Source organism: Kitasatospora sp. NPDC057936 (assembly GCF_042887525.1).
In the GTDB taxonomy this organism is placed as follows: domain Bacteria; phylum Actinomycetota; class Actinomycetes; order Streptomycetales; family Streptomycetaceae; genus Kitasatospora.
In genome coordinates this window covers 26,850-46,907 of record NZ_JBHVPD010000059.1, presented here as the reverse complement: position 1 = coordinate 46,907, position 20,058 = coordinate 26,850, and the positions used below count along the sequence as shown (strand labels likewise).

Annotated in this window: 20 protein-coding genes and 1 pseudogene; 14 read left to right on the top strand and 7 right to left on the bottom strand. The window is 75.3% G+C overall.

Annotated elements, in window-relative coordinates:
- Positions 1 to 192: 192 nt before the first annotated feature.
- Positions 193 to 1,185 carry an ArsR/SmtB family transcription factor gene (locus ACFVU9_RS27535; protein ID WP_387597811.1) on the top strand — a complete coding sequence of 331 codons (993 nt, stop codon included), beginning with the start codon at positions 193 to 195 and terminating at the stop codon, positions 1,183 to 1,185.
- Positions 1,186 to 1,269: 84 nt separating this feature from the next.
- Here the strand turns inward: ACFVU9_RS27535 and ACFVU9_RS27530 are convergent, their stop codons facing one another.
- Entirely contained in the window at positions 1,270 to 2,079 is an 810-nt protein-coding gene (locus tag ACFVU9_RS27530) for an alpha/beta fold hydrolase (RefSeq protein ID WP_387597808.1), read from the bottom strand.
- Between the two features lie 263 nt (positions 2,080 to 2,342).
- Between ACFVU9_RS27530 and ACFVU9_RS27525 the strand changes: the two genes are divergently transcribed.
- Entirely contained in the window at positions 2,343 to 3,113 is a 771-nt protein-coding gene (locus tag ACFVU9_RS27525; RefSeq protein ID WP_387597805.1) for a hypothetical protein, read from the top strand.
- Between the two features lie 60 nt (positions 3,114 to 3,173).
- Here ACFVU9_RS27525 and ACFVU9_RS27520 read toward each other — a convergent pair whose 3' ends face one another.
- The gene (locus tag ACFVU9_RS27520) at positions 3,174 to 3,770 is read right to left on the bottom strand and encodes a DUF2867 domain-containing protein (RefSeq protein WP_380444634.1); all 597 of its coding nucleotides are present in this window, start codon (positions 3,768 to 3,770) and stop codon (positions 3,174 to 3,176) included.
- A 132-nt stretch (positions 3,771 to 3,902) separates the two neighbouring features.
- Here ACFVU9_RS27520 and ACFVU9_RS27515 point away from each other — a divergent pair, with 132 nt between their 5' ends.
- From ACFVU9_RS27515 to ACFVU9_RS27465, 11 genes are all read left to right on the top strand, one after another.
- Positions 3,903 to 4,460 (top strand): TetR/AcrR family transcriptional regulator, encoded by a 558-nt coding sequence (locus tag ACFVU9_RS27515; protein WP_380500115.1) that lies wholly within the window; start codon positions 3,903 to 3,905, stop codon positions 4,458 to 4,460.
- Positions 4,461 to 4,556: 96 nt separating this feature from the next.
- Positions 4,557 to 5,450 (top strand): aminoglycoside phosphotransferase family protein, encoded by an 894-nt coding sequence (locus ACFVU9_RS27510; RefSeq protein WP_387597801.1) that lies wholly within the window; start codon positions 4,557 to 4,559, stop codon positions 5,448 to 5,450.
- A 150-nt stretch (positions 5,451 to 5,600) separates the two neighbouring features.
- Positions 5,601 to 5,969 carry a hypothetical protein gene (locus tag ACFVU9_RS27505; RefSeq protein WP_380500117.1) on the top strand — a complete coding sequence of 123 codons (369 nt, stop codon included), beginning with the start codon at positions 5,601 to 5,603 and terminating at the stop codon, positions 5,967 to 5,969.
- A 103-nt stretch (positions 5,970 to 6,072) separates the two neighbouring features.
- Positions 6,073 to 6,756 (top strand): alpha/beta hydrolase, encoded by a 684-nt coding sequence (locus tag ACFVU9_RS27500; RefSeq protein ID WP_387597798.1) that lies wholly within the window; start codon positions 6,073 to 6,075, stop codon positions 6,754 to 6,756.
- 165 nt (positions 6,757 to 6,921) lie between these two features.
- Complete coding sequence (locus tag ACFVU9_RS27495) at positions 6,922 to 7,548, top strand: hypothetical protein (RefSeq protein ID WP_387597795.1); 627 nt, start codon at positions 6,922 to 6,924, stop codon at positions 7,546 to 7,548.
- 76 nt (positions 7,549 to 7,624) lie between these two features.
- Positions 7,625 to 7,981, top strand: coding sequence for a DUF6204 family protein (locus ACFVU9_RS27490; RefSeq protein WP_380500119.1), 357 nt, complete (start codon positions 7,625 to 7,627; stop codon positions 7,979 to 7,981).
- A gap of 71 nt (positions 7,982 to 8,052) precedes the next feature.
- A complete protein-coding gene (locus tag ACFVU9_RS27485; RefSeq protein ID WP_387597791.1) occupies positions 8,053 to 8,568 on the top strand; it encodes a MarR family winged helix-turn-helix transcriptional regulator in 516 nt (171 codons plus the stop codon).
- An 83-nt stretch (positions 8,569 to 8,651) separates the two neighbouring features.
- Positions 8,652 to 10,925 (top strand): hypothetical protein, encoded by a 2,274-nt coding sequence (locus ACFVU9_RS27480; RefSeq protein WP_387597788.1) that lies wholly within the window; start codon positions 8,652 to 8,654, stop codon positions 10,923 to 10,925.
- A 231-nt stretch (positions 10,926 to 11,156) separates the two neighbouring features.
- Complete coding sequence (locus tag ACFVU9_RS27475; RefSeq protein WP_387597785.1) at positions 11,157 to 11,855, top strand: class I SAM-dependent methyltransferase; 699 nt, start codon at positions 11,157 to 11,159, stop codon at positions 11,853 to 11,855.
- Positions 11,856 to 11,907: 52 nt separating this feature from the next.
- Complete coding sequence (locus ACFVU9_RS27470) at positions 11,908 to 12,228, top strand: sulfurtransferase TusA family protein (RefSeq protein ID WP_380444650.1); 321 nt, start codon at positions 11,908 to 11,910, stop codon at positions 12,226 to 12,228.
- 98 nt (positions 12,229 to 12,326) lie between these two features.
- On the top strand, positions 12,327 to 12,812 hold the full coding sequence (locus tag ACFVU9_RS27465) for a hypothetical protein (protein WP_380493052.1): 486 nt from the start codon (positions 12,327 to 12,329) through the stop codon (positions 12,810 to 12,812).
- A gap of 122 nt (positions 12,813 to 12,934) precedes the next feature.
- Here the strand turns inward: ACFVU9_RS27465 and ACFVU9_RS27460 are convergent, their stop codons facing one another.
- The 3 genes from ACFVU9_RS27460 to def form a co-directional block, all read right to left on the bottom strand.
- On the bottom strand, positions 12,935 to 14,368 hold the full coding sequence (locus ACFVU9_RS27460) for an RsmB/NOP family class I SAM-dependent RNA methyltransferase (RefSeq protein ID WP_380444654.1): 1,434 nt from the start codon (positions 14,366 to 14,368) through the stop codon (positions 12,935 to 12,937).
- 106 nt (positions 14,369 to 14,474) lie between these two features.
- Positions 14,475 to 15,413, bottom strand: coding sequence for a methionyl-tRNA formyltransferase (fmt, locus tag ACFVU9_RS27455; RefSeq protein ID WP_380444656.1), 939 nt, complete (start codon positions 15,411 to 15,413; stop codon positions 14,475 to 14,477).
- 42 nt (positions 15,414 to 15,455) lie between these two features.
- Positions 15,456 to 16,001 carry a peptide deformylase gene (def, locus tag ACFVU9_RS27450; protein ID WP_380444658.1) on the bottom strand — a complete coding sequence of 182 codons (546 nt, stop codon included), beginning with the start codon at positions 15,999 to 16,001 and terminating at the stop codon, positions 15,456 to 15,458.
- A gap of 345 nt (positions 16,002 to 16,346) precedes the next feature.
- Here def and ACFVU9_RS27445 point away from each other — a divergent pair.
- Positions 16,347 to 16,817: pseudogene (locus ACFVU9_RS27445) on the top strand (hypothetical protein); the annotation flags it as partial.
- Between the two features lie 319 nt (positions 16,818 to 17,136).
- Here ACFVU9_RS27445 and ACFVU9_RS27440 read toward each other — a convergent pair.
- Together ACFVU9_RS27440 and ACFVU9_RS27435 are read right to left on the bottom strand one after the other, a co-directional pair.
- Positions 17,137 to 19,224: a primosomal protein N' gene (locus ACFVU9_RS27440; RefSeq protein WP_387597781.1), complete on the bottom strand. Its 2,088-nt coding sequence runs from the start codon at positions 19,222 to 19,224 to the stop codon at positions 17,137 to 17,139.
- A gap of 142 nt (positions 19,225 to 19,366) precedes the next feature.
- Entirely contained in the window at positions 19,367 to 19,984 is a 618-nt protein-coding gene (locus ACFVU9_RS27435; protein ID WP_380441733.1) for a GNAT family N-acetyltransferase, read from the bottom strand.
- Between the last annotated feature and the right edge of the window lie 74 nt (positions 19,985 to 20,058).

Below are 20,058 nucleotides of genomic sequence, written 5' to 3'. Positions count from 1 at the left end.
CGTACCGGTTGTCGAGGACGAGCTTGTGCCGCGGGGGCACCGCGGCGCGACGATTCCTGCAAGGATTCGAGCAGGTTCGAAACGTCGGCCCCCGGAAGCGGCCCCGGACGGCGGCGATTCGATCGAGGCCGACGCCGCCCGAGCCGCTGCCGCCCGGAGCCGGCGGAACCGTCCGACGGGGGAAGGACACCGATGATCACGCTCACCATCGACTCGACCGGCCTGGCCCGCTCGCGGTTCGTCGTCTCGCCGCTGCACGAGGCGGTCAACACGCTGATGTCCTCCGGGCTGACGTCCCGCACCGGCCCGTACGCCTGGGTGAGCCGCACCCGCCGGGTGCTGCGCCGGGAGCGGCTGGACCTGCTCGCCGGGCTGGCCCTGGACACGGACGGCGGCTACCTGCCCGACTTCCTGTCACCGCACCCGAGCGGCCCGGCGCCCGAGGTCGCGGAGCAGCTGGCGGCCGTCCGCGCCACGCCGCCGGAGCGCGTCCTCGGCGAGCTGCTCACCGTCCGGTACGGCCGCCCGGAGGCCGGTCTGACGGGCCGTCCGCTGCCGGAGGCCGTCGAGCGGGCGATCGACCGCGGCGCGAAGTACTTCGCGCACCGGGCGGCGGACGAACTGGGCCGCTACTGGGAGCTCGCGATCGCGCCGTACTGGCCGGACGCCCGCGCGGTCATCGACGCCGAGATCGACCGGCGGGGCCGCTTCCTCGCCCGGTACGGCACCGGGGCCCTGATCAACTCCCTGGCCCCGCAGCTCTCCTGGGCGCAGGGGCGGATCCGGCTGGAGAGCCGGCTCACGGTGGCGCTGCCGGCCCGGATGGTGCTGCTGATGCCGACGCTGGTGACCCGCGAGATCCACGTCATCCTGGATCCGATCGACGGCGTGCACCGCGCGCCGACGCTGATGTACCCGGTCGCGGACCGCCGGACGGCCCGCCTGGAGCCCAGCCCGGCCCTGGCCCAGCTGCTCGGCCCGACCCGGGCGGACCTGCTCGCCGCGCTGGTCGGCCCGGCCACGACGGCGGTGCTGGCGGACCGGCACTACCTGAGCCCGGGCACGGTCTCCTACCACCTGGGCGTGCTGCACCGGTCGGGGCTGGTGAGCCGGGTGCGCAGCGGCCGGGAGGTGCTGTACCGGCGCACGCCGCGCGGCGAGGAGCTGGCGGGGGCGCGCCCGTAGCACCTCGCCGTCCCCCGTGTCCCGTCCCCCGTGTCCCGTCCCCCGTCCCCCGTCCCCCGTCCCCCGTCCCCCGCAACAGGTGTGTCACAGCAGCGCCCGCGGGAGCACCATCCGCACCCACTCCTCCGGCTGCGACAGGTGCGGAGCGTGACCGGCGCCCTCGTACAGGTGGCGCTCCGCCTTCGACAGGGTGAGGTCGATCAGGTCCAGCACCTCGCCGAACATCGGCGCGCTGTCGTCGCTCTGCGTGAGCAGCGCCGGGTCGCCGTAGCGGGCGAGGCCGGTGAGGTCGAGGTCCAGGGCGTCCGGGTCGCGCAGCTCGTCCAGGTAGGTGGGCGCGTTGCGGATGTAGGTGTGCCGCACGGGCGCCGGCAGCTGCGACCACGCGCCGGGGCCGAAGGCGAGGGTGTCGACGTACAGTTCGGCCGCCGCGGCCGACTCGGCCTGCTCCAGCAGCTCGCGGACGGCGGCGATCCGGTCCGCGAAGGCCGTCCCGATCGGGCGCAGGTCCGGGTCGGCGAGCAGGATGCCGGTGCCGGGCGGCTCGTGGACGGCGATGCCCCGCAGGAGGTCGGGGCGGGCGGCGGCCAGCCGCAGGGTGACCAGCGCGCCGTAGGAGTCCCCGCCGACGAACGCCGGGGCGAGGCCGAGGCCCTGGATCAGGCCGGCCAGGTCGGCCGCGTCCTCGTGCACCGAGCCCTGGGTGAGCAGGTCCTCGCTGCGGCTGTGGCCCCGGCGGTCGTAGGTGACGACGGTGGTCGACCCGACCAGCCCGGGCACGACGTGCGCCCAGGTGTCGCCGTCGCTCCAGGAGCCGTGCACCAGGACGACGCCCGGCCCCTCGCCACGGGCCTCGTAGTGCAGCGAGACCCCGTTGACCCTGATCTCGGCCATCACGAGCCTCCCGGTTTCGGCGGTGCTCCCCCACCAGCCTGACACAACCGGCCTGCGGGGTCAGATCAGCGTTCCGGGACCGCTGCCGTCACCCGGCGTGACGACCGGCGGGCGGCCGCGGTCGTCGCGCTGGGTGACGGCCGACGGTCCGGGGAACTTCCGGCGCCGCCGCCGTCACCGTCCGCGCCATGCGCTACCTTGATCGACTGTCAGTCGGCCGACTGACCACTCCCTGCACACGCGTATTCGGGGGAATACCTGCCATGCGTTCTCTGCGCATATCCGTCGCCGCCGGCGTCCTCGTCCCGCTCGCCCTGCTCTCCGCCGCCTGCGGGCCCAACGACGACAAGCCCGGCGGCACCACCGCCACCACGGCGGCCGCGTCCGCCTCCGCCGCGTCGACCACCGCCGCGTCGACCGCGGCCGCCACCGGCACCAAGGCCCCGGCCGCCGGCAAGGCCCTGACGCAGGAGCAGCTCGTCAAGGCCCTGCTCACCACCGCCGACCTCAAGGCCGACGCACAGCGCTCGTCCCTCGGCCCGACCCGGCCCGACCACCGGCTCACCGCCGGGAAGCCCGCCTGCCAGCCCCTGCTCGACCTCGTCGACGACGGCAGCGCGGCCACCCCGTCGCCGTCCGCCACCGGCGTGTACTACGCGACCAACGGCCGCGAGTTCACCTTCGTCCAGCTCACCCAGCTCGGCGCCGGCCAGGCCGCGAAGGCGCTGACCGCCGCCGACGGCGCGCTCGCCGGGTGCGCGTCGTTCACCGCGACCGGCGCGGGCGGGGCCCCGGTGAAGGTCACCTTCGCCAAGGCCACCGCCCCGGCGGCCGGCGAGGCGACGCTCGCCCTCAACGCCACGTTCACCGCCGACGACTGCGCCAAGGTGCTCTGCGAGGCGCGCGGCTACGTCGTCACGCACACCGGGGACGTGCTGACCCTGGTCTCCGACTCCGCGCTCGCCGACCCGGGCCTGCCGGAGCAGGCGCTGGTCAAGAAGCAGCTCGACAAGGTGCAGGCCGCCGCCAAGTAGCGCCCGTGCCGCGTGCTGCGCGGGAAGTCGGCCGGCCCGACGTCCTGCGCAGCACGCCGGCTACCGCCGCTGCCCCGCCGTCTCCTCCCACCTGCGCCCGATCGACCGCACGAGCGCCGGGTACACCCCGATGTACCGGAACGGCTTGATGCCCAGCATGTACGCGGCACCGAGCCGGCCGTTGGGCTTCACCAGCACGGCCATCTGCCCGCGGTACCCGCCCGCGCCGTCCGGGACCCAGCCCAGGTGCAGCACGGCGTGCACCGTCCGGTTCGCCAGTTCGGCCGCCCACTCGTCGTGCAGCAGGTAGACGGACCGGAACGGCAGCGAGTCCGAGTCCGGCCCGCGCGGCGCCGCGAGCAGGTCCTCGGGCAGCCGGTCGCGGAGCGACCGCACCCGGCCGCCCACGCCACCTTCGGCGTCGTCCAGGTGCAGCAGGCGCCCGAGCTGCCACCGGATCGCGAAGAGCGCGCGGTACACCCGCGAGGAGCCGGCCTTCCCGGGCTCCTCCCCCTCGGTGAACTGGCCCACCAGGTACGGGAGGTCGTCGGGCCCGCCCGGCGTGGGCAGCGCCCACACGTCCTCGACCCGGAAGTCCCCGGCGATCTCGTGGATCCGCCACGGGCGCGAGGTGTGCGCCGTGTTGGGGAGTCTCATGCGTCCGCCCCTTCGTCCGGGCGCCCGGTGCGGACGCCCTGTCTATACGATGCCGTATACAAGCAGGCTAGACCCGTTTATACGGCAACGTATAGACCGGGGTCGCGAGACGTCGCGTGATCGGAGACACCCGTGGCCAACCCCCGCACACCGCGCGAGGCGTGGATCGCCGAAGGCCTCAGGGCGCTCGCCGCGGGCGGACCCGACGCCGTGCGCGTCGAGGTCCTCGCCCAGTCGCTGGGCGTCACCAAGGGCGGGTTCTACGGCTACTTCCGCAACCGGGACGGCCTCCTCACCGAGATGCTCGACACCTGGGAGCACGCCGTCGCCGGTGACGTGATCGACGGGATCGAGCGCGACGGCGGCGACGCCCGCGCCAAGCTCACCCGCCTCCACGCGATCGCCTCCGCCCCCGGCGACCCGCTGACCGACATCTCCACCGAACTCGCCGTCCGCGACTGGGCCCGCCGCGACGACGCCGTCGCCGAACGCCTCCGCCGCATCGACAACCGGCGCATGGCCTACATGCGCACGCTCTACCGGGAGTTCTGCCCGGACGAGGCCGAGGTCGAGATGCGCTGCTTCATCACCCTCTCCCTCCGCATCGGCCGGCACTTCATCGCCGCCGACGAGGGCCCGCGCAGCCGTGAAGAGGTCTCCGCCCTGACCCGCGCGTGGCTCCTGAGCTGAGCGACGGCCCTACCACCTCGCCGCCACGCCCCGGGCACCCGGCGCCATACTGGACGATCACCGCACCCCCGCCCGACAGCGAAGCGAGGACGACCCGTGGACAGTCACCCCATCGAGGAGCCGCTGGTGCGCGCCCTCCTCCGCGCCCAGCACCCGGACCTCGCCGGCCTGCCGCTGCAGCGCGTCCCGGGCGGCTGGAGCAACCAAGTGTGGCGCCTCGGGGAGCAGTTGGCCGTACGGATGCCGCGCACCCCGGACGCTCCCGCACTGCTGCGCAAGGAGTGGCGGTGGCTGCCCGCGCTGACCGACCGGCTGCCGCTGCCGGTGCCCCGCCCGGTGCGGGCCGGGGAACCCTCCGAACGCTTCCCGCACCCGTGGACGGTCGTCGAATGGGTCCCCGGCGAACCGCTCGACCGCGCCCCGATCGACCGCCCGGCCGACGCCGCCGCACGGCTGGCCGCGTTCCTCCGGGCGCTGCACCGGCCGGCGCCCGCCGACGCCCCGGCCAACCCGCTGCGGGGAGTCGATCTCGCCGTGGTGGAAGGGGAGTTCGAGGAGCGCTTCCGCGCCATTGCCCCGACCGGCCTGGCCACCGCCGAGGTCCGGGCCGCCTGGGAGGACGCCCTCGCGGCCCCGGCCTGGGCCGGCCCGGCAGTGTGGCTGCACGGCGACCTCCACCCGGCCAACGCGGTCACCGCCGACGGCACGCTCGCCGGGGTGATCGACTTCGGCGACCTGTGCGCGGGCGACCCGGCCACCGACCTCTCCGCCGCCTGGCTCCTCCTGCCCGACGGCGCCCTCCCCGACTTCCTCCGCGGTTACCCCGACACCGACCCGGCGACGCTCCGCCGGGCCCGCGGCTGGGCGCTCCTGCGCGGCCTCTCCCTCGTCGACATCGGCCGCGCCGGCGAACGCGGCCTCCCCGGCGGCAAGGCGACGTGGGGCCCGGCCGGGCGCGCCGCCCTCCGCCGCGTCCTCGCGACCGGCTGACCCAACTGCGGTACGACGCAAGCGGCTTGTCCGCCGCATGGCCGGACGCCACACCCCGGCCGTTCCGCCGACCGGGTGGGCGTCGCGCCGGATCAGTGTGCACGCGAAGGGTCTGCTCGTTCTGCTGTACATGCCCCCCTGCTTCTTCACGTGCTCCCCTCCGCCCGCACGCGCCGCCGCGCCGGGGCTCCCGTGGCCCTGATCGGCCGGGCCACGGCGGCCGTCCTCTCCCTGACGATCCTGCTCGTCCCCGCCGCCGTGACCGGCGGCCCGCACCCGCCCGAGGTCGGGAGCGGGTGGTGGGAGGTCTCCGCGAACGCCGCAAACGTACGGCTCGACCACTCCGGCGGCGACACCGTGCTGGGCCTCGCCCACCACGGGGACCGCGTCGAGGTCGTGGACACCTGGACGTCGCCGCTCGGCGCCCGCTGGGCCCAGGTCATGGTCGTGCGCACGCGGGTCACCGGCTGGGTGCTGTGGTCGCTGCTCACCCACCACGACCCCGCCGCGGAACCGTAGAATCCGCCGACAGGCACCAGGAGGGATGCGCGTGTTCCGTATGCAGCGGGGGCTTCGTTCCGCACAGTTGACGTCATGGCAGGGCGAGGGCTTCACCGGGTCCGTGAACGAGTCCGCGGCTTCCGCAGGCGGCGCCGGGGACGCGCCCGAAGGCCCGGTGCGCGGGGTCGCGCTGCTGCTGCCGGGCGGGTTCGTCCGCGGGCACGGCGGTCCGCTGCGGATCGCCGAACTCGGCCTGCGCGACCTGGCGGCCGGACTCGCCGAGCGCGGACGCGCCCACGGCGTCGCCGTGCACCTGCTGCGCTACCGCCACAGCGGCTGGAACGGCGCGGACGCCGACACCGCCGTGGACACCCGCTGGGCGCTCGACGAGCTCGAACGCCGGTACGGGCCGGTCCCGGTGGTCCTGATCGGCAACTCGCTGGGCGGGCGCGCCGCGTTCTGGTGCGCCGGGCACCCGAACGTCACCGGCGTGGCCGGCATCGCGCCCTGGCTGCCCAGCGGGGACGGCGTCGCCCAGCTCGCCGGGCGGCGCGTGCTGATCGTCCACGGCACCCGCGACCACAGCGAGGCGAGTGCGGCCGGGTCCCTGGAGTACGCCCTGCGGGCCCGCGAGGTGGTGCCGGACCTCGCCCGCTACGAGGTCCCGGGCGGCAGCCACTACCTCGTCCGGCAGGCCGCCGACGTCGGCGCGCTGACCGCGGACTTCACACTGGCGGCGCTCGACGCCGAGCCGGCCGCGATCGCCACCGGCAGGGTCTGCACCCCGCTGCCCTCGCGGGCCTGAGGGGCTGCCGGCCGCCTACTCCAACCCTGCCGACCGGCAGGGATGATGACGGATATTCGGGCCGAGGATGTGCCGATCGGCACATGTCCCGGAGGGGGTGCGGCGGCCAGGCTTGGGGACATCGAAGCGGCGGCCGCCGGGGCCGCCGCAGGAGAGGAGCCCGCCATGTCCCGCACCCGCCTCCGCCCCCGCGTACGCGTCCGTACCGCGATCACCGCAGCCGCCGCGGCGCTCGCCGTCACCACCGTGACCGCCGCGGTCCCCGCCCAGGGCGCCGACGCGGCCCCGCACGCCCGTCCGGCGAGCGTCAGCGGATCCGGCCGCATCGTGTTCGACTACGCGCCCGACGACGAGATCCGGTTCACCGTCGACGCCCGGGCCGTCCCGTTCAGCCGCCCGTTCCCCGACGTCCCCGCGCTGGCGCACGGGCTGCCCACCGACGCCCGGGGCACCGTCACGATCTCCCACCGGGTCGCCGCCACCGGCCAGGTCGGCCACGCCGAGGCAGCGGTGGACTGCCTGGTCACCGGCGGCCCCGTCGCCACCCTGACGGCGATCGTCACCAGGTCCGACGTCCGGCCCGTCGGCGAGCGGATCGGCCTGAGCGTCTACGACAGCCACGGCAAGGGCAAGGACCGCCTCGGCTTCTCCTGGGGCGTGGTCAACACGGACCTGGATTCCGAGGGCCGCCCCCGGCCCGGCATAACCGGCACGTGCATGGCCCCGGCCCCGTTCAACCCGGTCGTCGAGGGCGGCTACCACGTCCACCACACCGAGCTGCCGACCCCGTGACCGGCCCGGTGCGCCACGGGCGGCGGCCACCGGAATCCTGTGGCCGCCGACCGCCCGTCCTGCCTATCGTCGGAGGATGACCACTCGAACCTTTCGCATCATGGTGCGCGGCGTCTTCGACGGCCTGAGCCCCGAACAGCGCGCGGAGCTCCTCGCCGACGCCGCCCGGCACGACGTCCTGCACGCGGCCTTCACCCGCGAGGGCCACCTCGCCTACGACCTCACCGCACGGGCGGCCTTCACCTTCCGGTTCCTGGACTCCGGCGAGGAGGAAGCGGACATCCTCGCCGCGACCGAGCGCGCCGAGCAGGCCGCCGAGGCCTGGCTCAGCGAGCGCGGCTACGGCTTCAAGAACCTCCGCGCCCAGGCCGAGGACCTCTCCCAGGCCCCCCTCGGCAAGCGCCGGCGCCGCGCCGCCACCACCACCAACTAGCCCCCCTCCCCCTCCGCCATCTCCTTGACCGCTCAGCACCGGTATATACTTGAGCGCTCAAGGAGGTGGCAATGACAACCCCGCAGTCCGACACGGCGCAGTCCGACACGCCGAACGCCGACGCCCAGCAGCCCGCCGCACCGAACGCCGGCACCCCGACGCCCGACCCCCTGGACACGGCCCTGCGCCTGGTCCGCGCGCAGGCCACGCTGGTCAAGCGCTTCGACGCGAGCCTCAGCGGCCTGCACGGCGTGAGCCTCTCCGACTTCACGATGCTCCTGCGCCTCGGCGAGGCCCCCGGCGGCCGCATGCGCCGCGTCGACCTCGCCGAGGCCCTCGGCCTGACCGCCTCCGGCGTCACCCGCGGCCTCGCCCCGCTCGAACGCATCGGCCTGGTCACCCGCGAGCCCGCCCCGCGCGACGCCCGCGTCGCCTACGCAGCCCTCACCCCGACCGGCCGTGAACGCCTCGCCGAGATGCGGACCACCGCCCGCCAGGTCGCCGCCGACGTCTTCGCCCAGTGGCCCGCGGGCGACCTCACCACCCTCGCCACCCTCCTCGGCCCCCTCACGGGCTCCCTCAGGTAGCGCCCGCACGGAACCAACAGAGGAACCACGCCCACGCGGAAACCCGAGTGCACCGCCCGACGCGGCTCTGGGATCATGCCCGAATGGCGCAGCACCTCGAACCCCTCGTGGTCCGGCACACGCACCGGATCCCCGTCCCCGCCGGCACCCCCGTCCCCGCCGGGGGCCAAGGGGCCGACGCGGCACGGCAGTTCGACGCCGCGCTGATGTCCGTGGGCTTCAAGCTGTCGGCGGGCCTGCTGGAGCACCTGTCCGAGCTGCCCGCGGCCGCCGTCGTCGACACGGCCGCCCGCACGCTGGACACCGTCCGTGCGATGGTCGGCGACCACGTCACGCACAACGCCTACTTCATCGACTTCCCCGCCAACGTCCCGGACACCTTCGACTTCTGGACGCGGTGCATAGCCGAGGCGCTCGCCGACGACGCCACCCGCGAGAACACGATCGCCCAGCTGCGGACCGGCGTGGTCGACCTCCTGACCCTCCCCACCTATGGCAACTACCGCCACACCTACGCCGAGTTGCTCGCCGCCCACGACGAGCTGATCGCCGCCGCGGGCGACCGCCTCACCGTCCTGCACCCGGGCAACCCCCTGGCCGACGAGGTCACCGCCCTCTACCTGGCCCTGGCCGGCAGCACCACCCCGCTCGGCGAGGAGGCCCTGGCCGACCTGCGCACGCTCGCCGCACACTGCGTCAACGGCCCCCAGCCCGAGGCGATCCCGGTCCGCGAGAACCGCGCCGTCGTCAACCTCGCCCGCCTCGACGCCGGCGCGGAGCTCCTCGTCGACACGGCCACCGACGTGCTGCGCCTCGCCTGCGCGCTGTCCGACGGCGACGTGACGCTCGCCGAGCCCACCCGCTTCCGCTCGTTCTCCCGGCGCGTCCGCCGCACCCTGCTCACCGGCCTCGACGCGGTCATCGCCGGGAACCCGGCCAAGCTGGCCGACATCACCGCCCACCGCGAGCAGTTCAAGCGCCTCGGCGAGCGCCTCCATCCCCACGAGTACCCGCGACTCCCACACGCCGCCGACGCATTCGCCGTAGCCCGCGGCGAGCAGGAGGCCCGCTCCTTCGAGAGCCGCGTCGAGGAGCTCCTCCGCGCCGACGACGTGACGGGGGCCGTGCGAGTGCTCGCGTCCGCCCCCGGCAAGCTGTTCCGCGCCCTGGACCGGCTGCTGTGCGCGTGCCGCACCCAGGACGAGCTCGACACCGTCGTGTCCGCCGCCGAATGGGCCGCCCCGGACACCGCCGGCCGCGTCCTGCTCTCCGTCCGCGAGCACCTCCACAACCGCGCCGACGACGGCCGCACCGACGACGACCGCGCCGACCACAACCACACCGACCACAACCACGCCGACGACAACGCCCGCGGGAGCACCGACCCCACACCCCCCGCCCGCCGCGTCTTCGCCAACCGCCTGGGCCGGGCGTGGGTCACCGGCGACACCCGCCCGCCCCTGCCCGCCGCCGTGCGCAAGCACCTGATCGACGTCCTCGACGCCGAGCTGCGCCGCCGCCTGCCCACCCCCGGCCACCTGCTGATCGACCCGGCCGTCCTCGACGTCGCCCTGCCCCTCAGCGGCAAGGCGACCGCCTCCGGCCTCGGCGTGCTCCCGCGCGGCTCCCTCTCCCCCGTCGACGGCGAGCTCCTGCGCTTCTTCGTCCACTGGAAGCAGACCAGCCGCACCACCGACTTCGACCTGTCCGCGCTGCTCCTGGACGACGCCTACCAGACGATCACCTGGCTCTCCTACACCCAGCTCCGCGAGATCGAGGGCGAGCACTCCGGCGACATCACGGACGCCCCCGACGGCGCCTCCGAGTTCATCAACCTGCGCCTGGGCGCGGTCCGCGGCAGCTACGTCGTGCCGCAGGTGAACGTCTACTCCGGCGAGGGCTTCGAGCAGGTCGAGGAGTCGTTCTTCGGCTACATGCTGCGCGAGGCCGAGCAGCAGGGCCTCCCCTTCGAACCGCGCACCGTCCGCATGAAGTCCGACCTGCGCGGTCCCGGCAAGGTCGCCCTCCCCCTCGCCTTCCTGCGCACCCCGGACGGCCTCTGGCACGCCAAGTGGCTGCACCTGTACCTCCAGGGCGACCCGGACGCCAACCGGGTCGAGGGCAACCGGGTCTCCGTCGCGACCCTGCTGCGCGGCATCGTCGAGCGCGACCACCTCACCGTCCGCTACCTCGCCGACCTCATGGGCGCCCCCACCACGACCCTGTGGAACACCGCTTCCGGCGCGACGCCCCCGCCCGGCCCGGTCACCTACATCGGCCTGGAACGCCCCGAGGGCCTGCACCCGGACTCGGTCGTCATCACCCCGGAAAACCTGCGCGACCTGATCCCCGCCTGACTGCTACGGTGATCCCCGGCGAGGCCATGGACGGGCTTCCTTCTCACTTCCCTGACCCTAGCCCGTCCGCTTTCCTCGCTCTCGACCTCACCGATGCCGGGGTGCCCACCACAGCACCCCGGCATCGTCGTTCCCCCACTCCTCGCCGCACACCCCACCCCCCGGCCCTCCCCGCGCGACGACCTAGGCTGGACACGCACCACCGACCCGGACCAGCGCGAGGGGCGCCCCATGACGCACGGCAGCGACGACGGCGAGGCGCTCGACCTCGCCGCCGCCCAACGCGAGCACTGGCAGCGGACGTACGGCACCCACCCGGGCATGTACGGCGAGCAGCCGTCCGACCCCGCGCGGCACGCCGCCCGTGTCTTCGCCGCCGCCGGGGCGCAGGAGGTACTGGAGCTCGGCGCGGGCCACGGACGGGACGCGCTGTTCTTCGCCCGCGAGGGCTTCACCGTCCTCGCCGCCGACTTCAGCCCGACCGGCCTGGAGCAGCTCCGGGCCACGGCCGCCGCACGGCAGCTCGCCGACCGCGTCACCACCGCCGTCCACGACGTCCGCCGCCCGCTGCCGTTCCCCGACGCCTCCGTCGACGCCGTGTTCGCCCACATGCTGCTCTGCATGGCGCTGTCCACCGAGGAGATCCACGCGCTCGTCGCGGAGGTCCGCCGCGTGCTGCGCCCGGGCGGGACGTTCGTCTACACCGTCCGCCACACCGGCGACGCCCACTACGGCGCGGGCACCGGCCACGGCGACGACATCTGGGAACACGGCGGCTTCGCCGTGCACTACTTCCCGCGCGTCCTCGTCGACGCCCTCGCCAAGGGCTGGCACCTCGCCGAGGTGCACCCGTTCGACGAGGGGGACCTGCCCCGCCGCCTCTGGCGCGTCACCCAGCACAGGGCCGCCACACCGAACACCCCCGTCTGACCACCCCGCCAAAGCAGCCATCCCAAGCCCCCAACCCTCCGGAGACCACCCGATGACCACCGCCCAGCACCCCGCCCCCGACCTGAGCATCGACGGCACCGGCCTGCTCTGCGTACAGCTGCTGCTGCGCCTGCGCGGCCGGATCTCGGGCCACCCGGCCGGCACGGTGGTCCACATCCACACCACGGACCCGGCGGCCCCGCTCGACCTCCCGGCCTGGTGCCACCTCACCGGTCACGAGTACCTCGGCCCGGTCCCGCACCCGGCCACCGACCGCGAGGTGTACGCCATCCGCCTCACCGCCGCCGCCCTCCCCACGCGCCCCGACCGCCCCTGGCACCCCGCGCCCGCCGACAGCGGGACGACTGGCTGACGACCGACGGTCGCGGCCCGCCCGCCATGCCGCCGACCCGGCCGGTGTGCCACCATGGGGAAATCGAACGACCAAGCGCCATAGGGAGGTTGACCACCTTGGACGCGAATCCGGGCCCGATCCTCGACTGCCAGTGGCACGATCCTCAGGGCGACTGGCACCTGAGCGTCATCCGCAACGGGTCGGCGTGGGAGCTGTTCGCCGCCGCGCCCGTCCACTCGGAAACGATCCCCTTCGACGGCCCCGACGACGTCCGCCGCCTCGCCCAGGCACTGCTGGACCTTCCGGCCGAGCCCGAGCCGTACGAGTTCGAGTGGCACCTCTCGCGCACCGAGGACACCAGGCCCGGGGACGGGCACACCCTGTTCGCGACCTTCACGGTCGGGCTCGACCCGGCGGACGACCACCGCCCGTACCTCGCCTACCAGTCGTACTACCACCGGGGCCACTCGACCGCCCTCGGGCTGGAGGTGATCTGCGAGGACCCGCCGATCGACCGCCTCCGGGCCCAGGCGCACGCCCTCCTCACGAGCCTCCCGCAGCCGCAGCCGCTCCCGCCGCACCACACCCGCCGGACACCCTGAGCCGACGGCCGCGAACAGGGCCCACCGGCCGGGAAAACGCGAGCGCCGCACGCCCGCCGAAGCGGTCGTGCGGCGCCGGAGGCTCGCGCGGGAGAGCGCGGGAGAGCGCGGAAGAGACAGGGTCAGGCCGTCCGCCGCAGCAGCGCCAGGTACATCGCGTCCGTCCCGTGCAGGTGCGGCCAGAGCTGCACGTCCGGGCCGTCCCCGAGCGCGGGCACGCCGGGCAGCAGCGGCCGGGCGTCGATCCACTCGACGCGGCCGCCCTCCGCGCGCAGCACGTCGTCGACGACGGCCCGCGTCTCGGCGAGGTGCGGCGAGCACGTCGCGTACCCGACGACGCCGCCCACCCGGGTGGCCTCGATGGCGGAGCGCAGCAGGTCCCGCTGGAGCGGCCCGAACGCGGCGACGTCCGCGGGGCGCCGCCGCCACCGCGCCTCCGGCCGGCGGCGCAGCGCGCCGAGCCCGGAGCAGGGCACGTCCACGAGGACGCGGTCGAAGCCGCCGGAGCGCCAGGCCGGCCGCGTCCCGTCCGCCGCGATCACGGTGTACGGGCCGGGGTTGCCCTCCAGCGCCCGCGCCACCAGCCGGGCCCGGTGCGGCTGCTTCTCGCTGGCGACGAGGGCCGCGCCGCGCTCGGCGGCGAGGGCGCCGAGCAGTGCGGCCTTGCCGCCGGGGCCGGCGCAGCCGTCGAGCCACAGCCGGTCGGGGCCGTCCAGCGGAGCGGCGGCGAGGGCGAGGGCGACCAGCTGGCTGCCCTCGTCCTGCACACCGGCCCGGTTCTCCCGGACGGCGTCCAGCGAGCCCGGGTCGCCGCCCTCGGCGAGCCGCAGCGCGAACGGGGACCAGCGGCCGGGCTCGGCCTCCGGCAGGGCGTCGGCGAGTTCGCCGACGGCGACCCGTCCGGGCCGGGCGACGAGCGTGACCTCGGGCCGCTCGTTGTCGGCGCGCAGCAGGTCCTCGATCGCGGCGCGCCCGGAGGCGTCCGGCTGCCAGCGGCCGAGGGAGTCCCAGAGCGCGGAGACGACCCAGCGCGGGTGCGAGTGGACGACGGCGAGGTGGTCCTCGGCGTCCTGGTCGTACGGCGGGGCGACCTGCTCGATCCAGGCATCGAGGTCGCGGGCGCTGATCCGGCGCAGGACGGCGTTGACGAACTTCGCCTTGCCGTCGCCGAGCACGACGCGGGCGAGCTCGACGGTGGCCGAGACGGCCGCGTGGCTCGGGATGCGGGTGGCGAGCAACTGGTGGGCGCCGAGCGAGAGCACGTCGAGCACCGGCGGGTCGACCTTGCTCAGCGGCCGGTCGATGCAGGCGGCGATGATCGCGTCGTAGGTGCCCTGGAGGCGCAGGGTGCCGTAGACGAGCTCGGTGGCGAGGGCGGCGTCGCGCCGCTCCATGCCCTTCTGCTCGGCCTCGCGCAGCAGCGACGGCAGGATCAGGTTGGCGTAGGCGTCGCGCTCGTCGACGGCACGCAGGGCGCGGAAGGCGACGATCCGCGCCGGGTCCTTCTTGGGCCGGCGGTGCGGACGGGGGGCGCGGTTGGCGCTGGGGGTGCTCACAGGTGCCTCAAAGTGCTGCGGTGGTTATCAGCTGCGGTCGTTGTCAGCTGCGGTGGTTGTCGGACGAACAGTCGAACAGTAACGCCAAACCGGGTACCCCGGCCTCTTAGCCCCCGAAGCGCTCCCCGGCCTCCAGGCGCGCCCCGCGCGCCCAGTCCGCGGCCCGCATCTCCTTCTTGCCCTGCGGACGGACCTCGCCGAGCTCGATGTCGTGGCTGCCGGTGCCGACCCGGACGCTGTTCTTGCCCACCATGGCGACCTCGCCCGGCGCGAGCCCGGTCTCCCCGGGCAGGAGCTTGACCGGCCCGGTCACCTTGAGGCGCTCGCCGCGGAACTCCGTCCAGGCGCCGGGCGCCGGGGCGCAGCCGCGCACGACGCGGTCGATGCGCAGGGCGGGGTGAGTCCAGTCGATGCGGGCGTCCTCGACGGAGATCTTCGGGGCGAGCGTGACGCCCTCGGCCGGCTGCGGCACGGCGTGCAGGGAGCCGTCCGCGATGCCGTCCATGGTGGCGGCGAGCAGGCGCGCGCCGGACAGCGACAGCCGGGTGAGGAGCTCGCCGCTGGTGTCGGCCGGGCGGACCTCCTCGGTGATCACGCCGAAGACCGGGCCGGAGTCAAGGCCCTGCTCGATCAGGAAGGTGGACGCGCCGGTGACCTCGTCGCCGGCGAGCACCGCGTGCTGGACCGGGGCGGCGCCGCGCCACGCGGGCAGCAGCGAGAAGTGCAGGTTGACCCACCCGTGCTTGGGGATCTCCAGGGTGCCGGGGCGCAGCAGGGCGCCGTAGGCGACCACCGGGCAGCAGTCGGGGGCGAGTTCGGTGAGCCGGGCGACGAAGTCCGGGTCACTGGGCTTCGCCGGCTTGAGGACCTCGATCCCGGCCTCCTCGGCGCGCTGGGCGACGGGGCTGGCGACCAGCTTGCGGCCGCGCCCGGCGGGGGCGTCGGGGCGGGTAACCACCGCGACGACCTCGTGCCGGTCGGAGGCGAGCAGGGCGTCCAGGGCGGGAACGGCGACCTCGGGGGTGCCGGCGAAGACGAGACGCATCAAGTGCCTTTCTGAAAACGGGGATTCAGGCCAGTGGGGAGCTCAGCGCGCCGCGCCGAAGGTGCTGTGCGGGGAGACCTTGACGACCGGCGCCGGCCCGGTGCCCCACTCCGCCTCCCGGATCGCCCTGAGCGCGGCCTTGCGCTGCTCGGTGTCGAGCCGGTCGATGAAGATGATCCCGTCGAGGTGGTCGGTCTCGTGCTGGATGCAGCGGGCGAGCAGCTGGGTGCCCTCCAGGGTGACCGGGTCGCCGTACATGTTGAAGCCCTTGGCGACGACGCCGTACGCGCGCTTGGTGTCGTAGCGCAGGCCCGGCAGGGAGAGGCAGCCCTCGGGGCCGTCCTGCTCGTCCTCGCTCAGCGACAGGTCCGGGTTGATCAGGTGCCCGGTGACGCCGTCCACGTGGTAGGTGAACACCCGCAGGGAGACGCCGAGTTGGGGCGCGGCGAGGCCGGCCCCGGGGGCGTCGAGCATGGTGTCGGTGAGGTCCCCGACGAGCTTGCGCAGCTCCTTGTCGAAGGTGGTCACCGGCTGGGCGGTGGCGCGCAGGACGGGGTCTCCGAAGAGACGGATCGGCTGGATCGCCACGGGGCGCGGACTCCTGTCCGTAGGGGCGCGGGGCTGGGACAACGGCTGGTTCACCGGCAAGTCTATGCAACCCCTCCGTGCGGCCCGGCCGGCCACCCGTCCCCCGTCCTCCGCCGTCCCGCCCCACGCACCCCGCAGGCCTCACGCACCTCATCAGGCGCTCCCGCACCGCCCGCCGGGCCCGTCCCGTGCCACCCACACCCGTGACTGGCATATCCCGAGTCCGCTCGGCGGCGTTACCCCGGCCCCCGCTTCGGCGTTGGTCAAGTGAGATTGACCGGGGCCGGGGCGCACGGGACACGGCGCTCCGGCCGAGCTGACCGTACGGAAGGTGGCACGTAGGCCATGGCCGAGCAGATCAACCACGACGCCCGGGCGCGGGCGAGCCTGCACCTGCTGGTGCGGGACATCGAGCGGGTGAGGCGCCAGGTCGACGCGCTGCGGACCCTCACCGCCCAGCTGGGCAACGTCTACCGCCCGCGCCGCCCCAGCACCTCGGCCGGGTTCGTGGTGTACGGCCGGGCGCCCGCGCCGACCGTGCGCCTGGCACAGGAGCTGCGGGAGAGCGTGGAGACGCTGGTGGCGGCGGCGGTCGAGTTCGACCGGGCACTGGGCTTCTCCTGGGACTCGGTCGGGTCGGCCCTCGGCGTCACCAAGCAGGCGGTGCACCGGCGGTACGGGATGCGCCGGCCGACCAGCGAACTGCTGGCCGCGAGCGGCGCCGTCCCGGGCCCGAGCCGCCCGGACCGCTCCGAGGAGCTGCCCGCACCCGCCGAGCGCAGCGGCCTGGCCGCGACCGTCCCGGCGGCCCGCCAGGGCGGCCTGGACCGCAGTGCACTGGAGCGCGCCGGCACGGACCGCCCCACCGTGGACCGCAGCGCCATCGACCGGACGCCCCTGGACCGGACGTCGATCGATCGCGGCGTCCCCGACCGTTCCCCCGCCGAGCGCTCCCCGATCGACCGCACCGGCATCCCCCTGCGCGGCTGACCCCTCCCCTCCCGAGGGCCCCCGGGGCGGGGTGGCCCACTCACCCCGCCCCCGCACGAGACGGAGCCGGGCCGCCCCCGGCGCCCGAGCAGGGAACCGCCGCCACCACCCGGCGCCCGAACTGAGCACCACCGCCACCCGCCCGTCACCCGATGTCCAGCGGATCCACCCGCACCCGCACCGCCTCCGGTGTCCGCAGCGCGATCCGCGCGATCTGCGCCGCCTTCAGTGCCGCCGCCAGCGCCGCCCCCTGCCCGGGCGGCACGCGCAGCAGCGCGCGCTCCTGCTCCTCGCCGCGCAGCGCCGGCACGGGCACCGGCCCGAGGACGTCCGCGCCCTCCGGCAGCCGGATCAGTCCGAGCAGGTCGGCGACCGCCGCCGGGCTCCCCGCGACCGAGGCCATCCGGGAGACCGGCGGGAAGTGCAGCTGGGCCCGCTCGTCCCGCTCCAGCCCGGCGTGCCCGAGCGGGTCCCAGCGCACCAGGGCCTGCACCGGCCGCGCGGACGGCTCGGCGACGACGACGACCGTCCCGCCCTCCGTCGACGGCCGGACGAGCGCGGCGGCCGCCAGCCACAGCCGCAGCGTCTCCTCGCCGGCCCGCAGGTCGGGGCGGCTCAGCAGCGCCCAGCCGTCCAGCAGGAGCGCGGCGCCGTAGCCGGTGCCGCCCTCGACCACCGGTTCGGCGCCGGGCGTGGAGATCACCAGCGAGGCCTCGTCGGGCACGGTGGCGAGCACCGCGTCCCGCCCGGAGGTCCGCACCGGGATGCGCGGGAACGCCTTCCCGAGTTCCTCGGCCGTCCGCCGCGCGCCGACCACCTGGGCCCGCAGCCGGAAGGAGCCGCACTCGGTGCAGTGCCAGTCGTTCTCCGGCTCTCCGCACCACGCGCAGCACAGCGCGGCGTCCGCCGACGGCGCCTCCAGCGGCCCCTCGCACCGCCGGCAGCGCGCGGGCGTCCGGCAGCGTCCGCAGGCGAGCCGGGGCACGTAGCCGCGCCGGGGCACCTGGATGAGCACCGGGTGCCCGGCCGCGAGCGCCTCGCGCGCGGCCTCCCAGGCCACCGACGGCAGCCGGGCGGCCTGCGCGGCGGCGTCCCGGTGCTGGTCCTGGTCGGTGACGGTCCGCACGCGCGGCGCGACCTGCCGGACGGTCTCCCGGTCGGCGACCAGCGGCCGCGCCCACCCGGTGCTGACCAGCTGCGCGCCCTCGACCGTCACGGCGTGCCCGCCGAGCAGCACGGCCGCGCCCTCCTCGGCGGCCCGCAGCAGCGCGACCTCGCGGACGTGCGGGTGCGGGGCGCGCGGGTCGCTGTGGCTGCTGTCGCCGTCCGACCAGACCACGACCAGCCCGAGGTCGCGCACCGGCGCGAACATCGTGGCGCGGGTGCCGATGACGGCGTGCACCGAGCCACGGCTCACCGCGAGCCAGCGCCGGTAGCGCTCGCGCGGACCGGCCTCCGCCTCCAGGGCGACGTGCATGCCCTCGCCGAGCAGCTCGGTGAGCGCCCGGTCCACCCGCGCCACCGAGCGGCCGTCCGGCAGGACGACCAGCGCGCCGCGCCCGCCCGCCAGCGTCGCCGCGACGGCCCGGGCGATCTCGTACGGCCAGCCGGGCCCGGGCAGCGCCGACCAGACGGCCCGCGGCGCGCCGCCGCCGGCCAGCGCGGCGAGGAAGTCGGGCCCGGCCGGGTAGCGCTGCCAGCCGCCGGGGGCGGGCGCCGCCGGGCGCGGGCGCGGCGGCGGGGAGTCCTCCGCCTCGGCCTTGGCGTGCCGGGGCGGGATCGCCAGCTGGAGGACGTCCGCCAGCGTGCCCGCGTACCGGTCGGCCACGGTCCGGCACAGGCGCAGGAGCTGCGAGGTGAGGACGGGCTCGGGCGACAGCACCTGGGCGAGCGGCGCGAGCGGGCCGGGGAAGTCGCTCTTCTCCAGCCGCGCCACGATGAACCCGTCGTGCAGCTCCCCGCCCTCGCGCTGCCCCTTGACGACGCGCGCGCCGAACCGGACCCGCACCCGGACGCCGGGAAGGGCCTCCTCGGCCATCGCGGCCGGGACCTCGTAGTCGAAGAACTTGTCGATGGTCAGCACGCCCTTGTCGACCACGACCCGGGCCACCGGCAGGTGCTCGGCCCGCTTCGCGCCGCGCCACGTCCGCGGCTTGGCCTTGCGGACCGTCTCCCGGATGAACGCCAGCTGCTCCGGCTCGGCGCCCCCGTTCTCCCCTGTTGTGCTGCTCATCGCTCCCAAGTACTACCAGGTCACACCGACAGGACGCGCAGAAGCGGGGGGCCCCCCCCCGCCCGGGGGGGGGGCCCCCCCACCCCGGGGCCCCCCCGCCTCCGTAGTTTCCGGCACGGCCCCCGGCCGGCGGCGGCCCGGATCAGAACGGCCGCAGAGCCGGCTCCTTGCGGGCGCCGCCGAGCAACCGCTCCAACGCCACTTCCACATCGCCGCGCCAGGACAGCGTGGTCCGCGCCTCCAGCCGCAGCCGCGGGTAGCGGGCGTGCGGCCGGACCGTCTTGAAGCCCACCGCGAGCAGGTGGTCGGCCGGGAGCACGCAGCTCGTCGGCACCCGTCCCGTCGCACCGAAGGCCTCGATCGCGCGCACGCCGCGCCCCACCAGGTCCTTGGCCACCGTCTGCACGAGCACCCGGCCCAGCCCCTGCCGCTGGTAACCCGGCAGCACCCGGCTGACCATCAGCTGGACCGCGTCCGGCGACACCGGACTGGTCGGGAAGGACTGCGAGCGCGGCACGTAGGCCGGCGGCGCGTAGAGCACGAACCCGGCGGGCTGGTCGTCCACGTAGACGATCCGGCCGCAGGAGCCCCACTCCAGCAGCACCGCGGAGATCCACCCCTCCTTCTCCAGCTCGGGCTTGCCGGACTCCACCGCCGCCTTCCCGCTCACCGGGTCCAGCTCCCAGAACACGCAGGAGCGGCAGGTCGTCGGCAGATCCGCGAGGTTGTCCAGCGTCAGCGGAGCGATCCGGCGTCCCATGCCCCGTACCTCCTCGTCCACTCCACAGTCGAGCATTCCCCCCGAACGCCGATGGGTGCATGTTTCACGTGAAA

What these genes read in the sequence shown, in the direction of transcription:
- ACFVU9_RS27485 (WP_387597791.1), top strand. Translation starts at nt 8,053, where the DNA reads ATGACAACCCCGCAGTCCGACACGGCGCAGTCCGACACGCCGAACGCC.
- ACFVU9_RS27535 (WP_387597811.1), top strand. Translation starts at nt 193, where the DNA reads ATGATCACGCTCACCATCGACTCGACCGGCCTGGCCCGCTCGCGGTTC.
- ACFVU9_RS27475 (WP_387597785.1), top strand. Translation starts at nt 11,157, where the DNA reads ATGACGCACGGCAGCGACGACGGCGAGGCGCTCGACCTCGCCGCCGCC.
- ACFVU9_RS27440 (WP_387597781.1), bottom strand. Translation starts at nt 19,224, where the DNA reads ATGAGCAGCACAACAGGGGAGAACGGGGGCGCCGAGCCGGAGCAGCTG.
- ACFVU9_RS27495 (WP_387597795.1), top strand. Translation starts at nt 6,922, where the DNA reads ATGTCCCGCACCCGCCTCCGCCCCCGCGTACGCGTCCGTACCGCGATC.
- ACFVU9_RS27435 (WP_380441733.1), bottom strand. Translation starts at nt 19,984, where the DNA reads ATGGGACGCCGGATCGCTCCGCTGACGCTGGACAACCTCGCGGATCTG.
- fmt (WP_380444656.1), bottom strand. Translation starts at nt 15,413, where the DNA reads ATGCGTCTCGTCTTCGCCGGCACCCCCGAGGTCGCCGTTCCCGCCCTG.
- ACFVU9_RS27490 (WP_380500119.1), top strand. Translation starts at nt 7,625, where the DNA reads ATGACCACTCGAACCTTTCGCATCATGGTGCGCGGCGTCTTCGACGGC.
- ACFVU9_RS27470 (WP_380444650.1), top strand. Translation starts at nt 11,908, where the DNA reads ATGACCACCGCCCAGCACCCCGCCCCCGACCTGAGCATCGACGGCACC.
- ACFVU9_RS27525 (WP_387597805.1), top strand. Translation starts at nt 2,343, where the DNA reads ATGCGTTCTCTGCGCATATCCGTCGCCGCCGGCGTCCTCGTCCCGCTC.
- ACFVU9_RS27480 (WP_387597788.1), top strand. Translation starts at nt 8,652, where the DNA reads ATGGCGCAGCACCTCGAACCCCTCGTGGTCCGGCACACGCACCGGATC.
- ACFVU9_RS27520 (WP_380444634.1), bottom strand. Translation starts at nt 3,770, where the DNA reads ATGAGACTCCCCAACACGGCGCACACCTCGCGCCCGTGGCGGATCCAC.
- ACFVU9_RS27530 (WP_387597808.1), bottom strand. Translation starts at nt 2,079, where the DNA reads ATGGCCGAGATCAGGGTCAACGGGGTCTCGCTGCACTACGAGGCCCGT.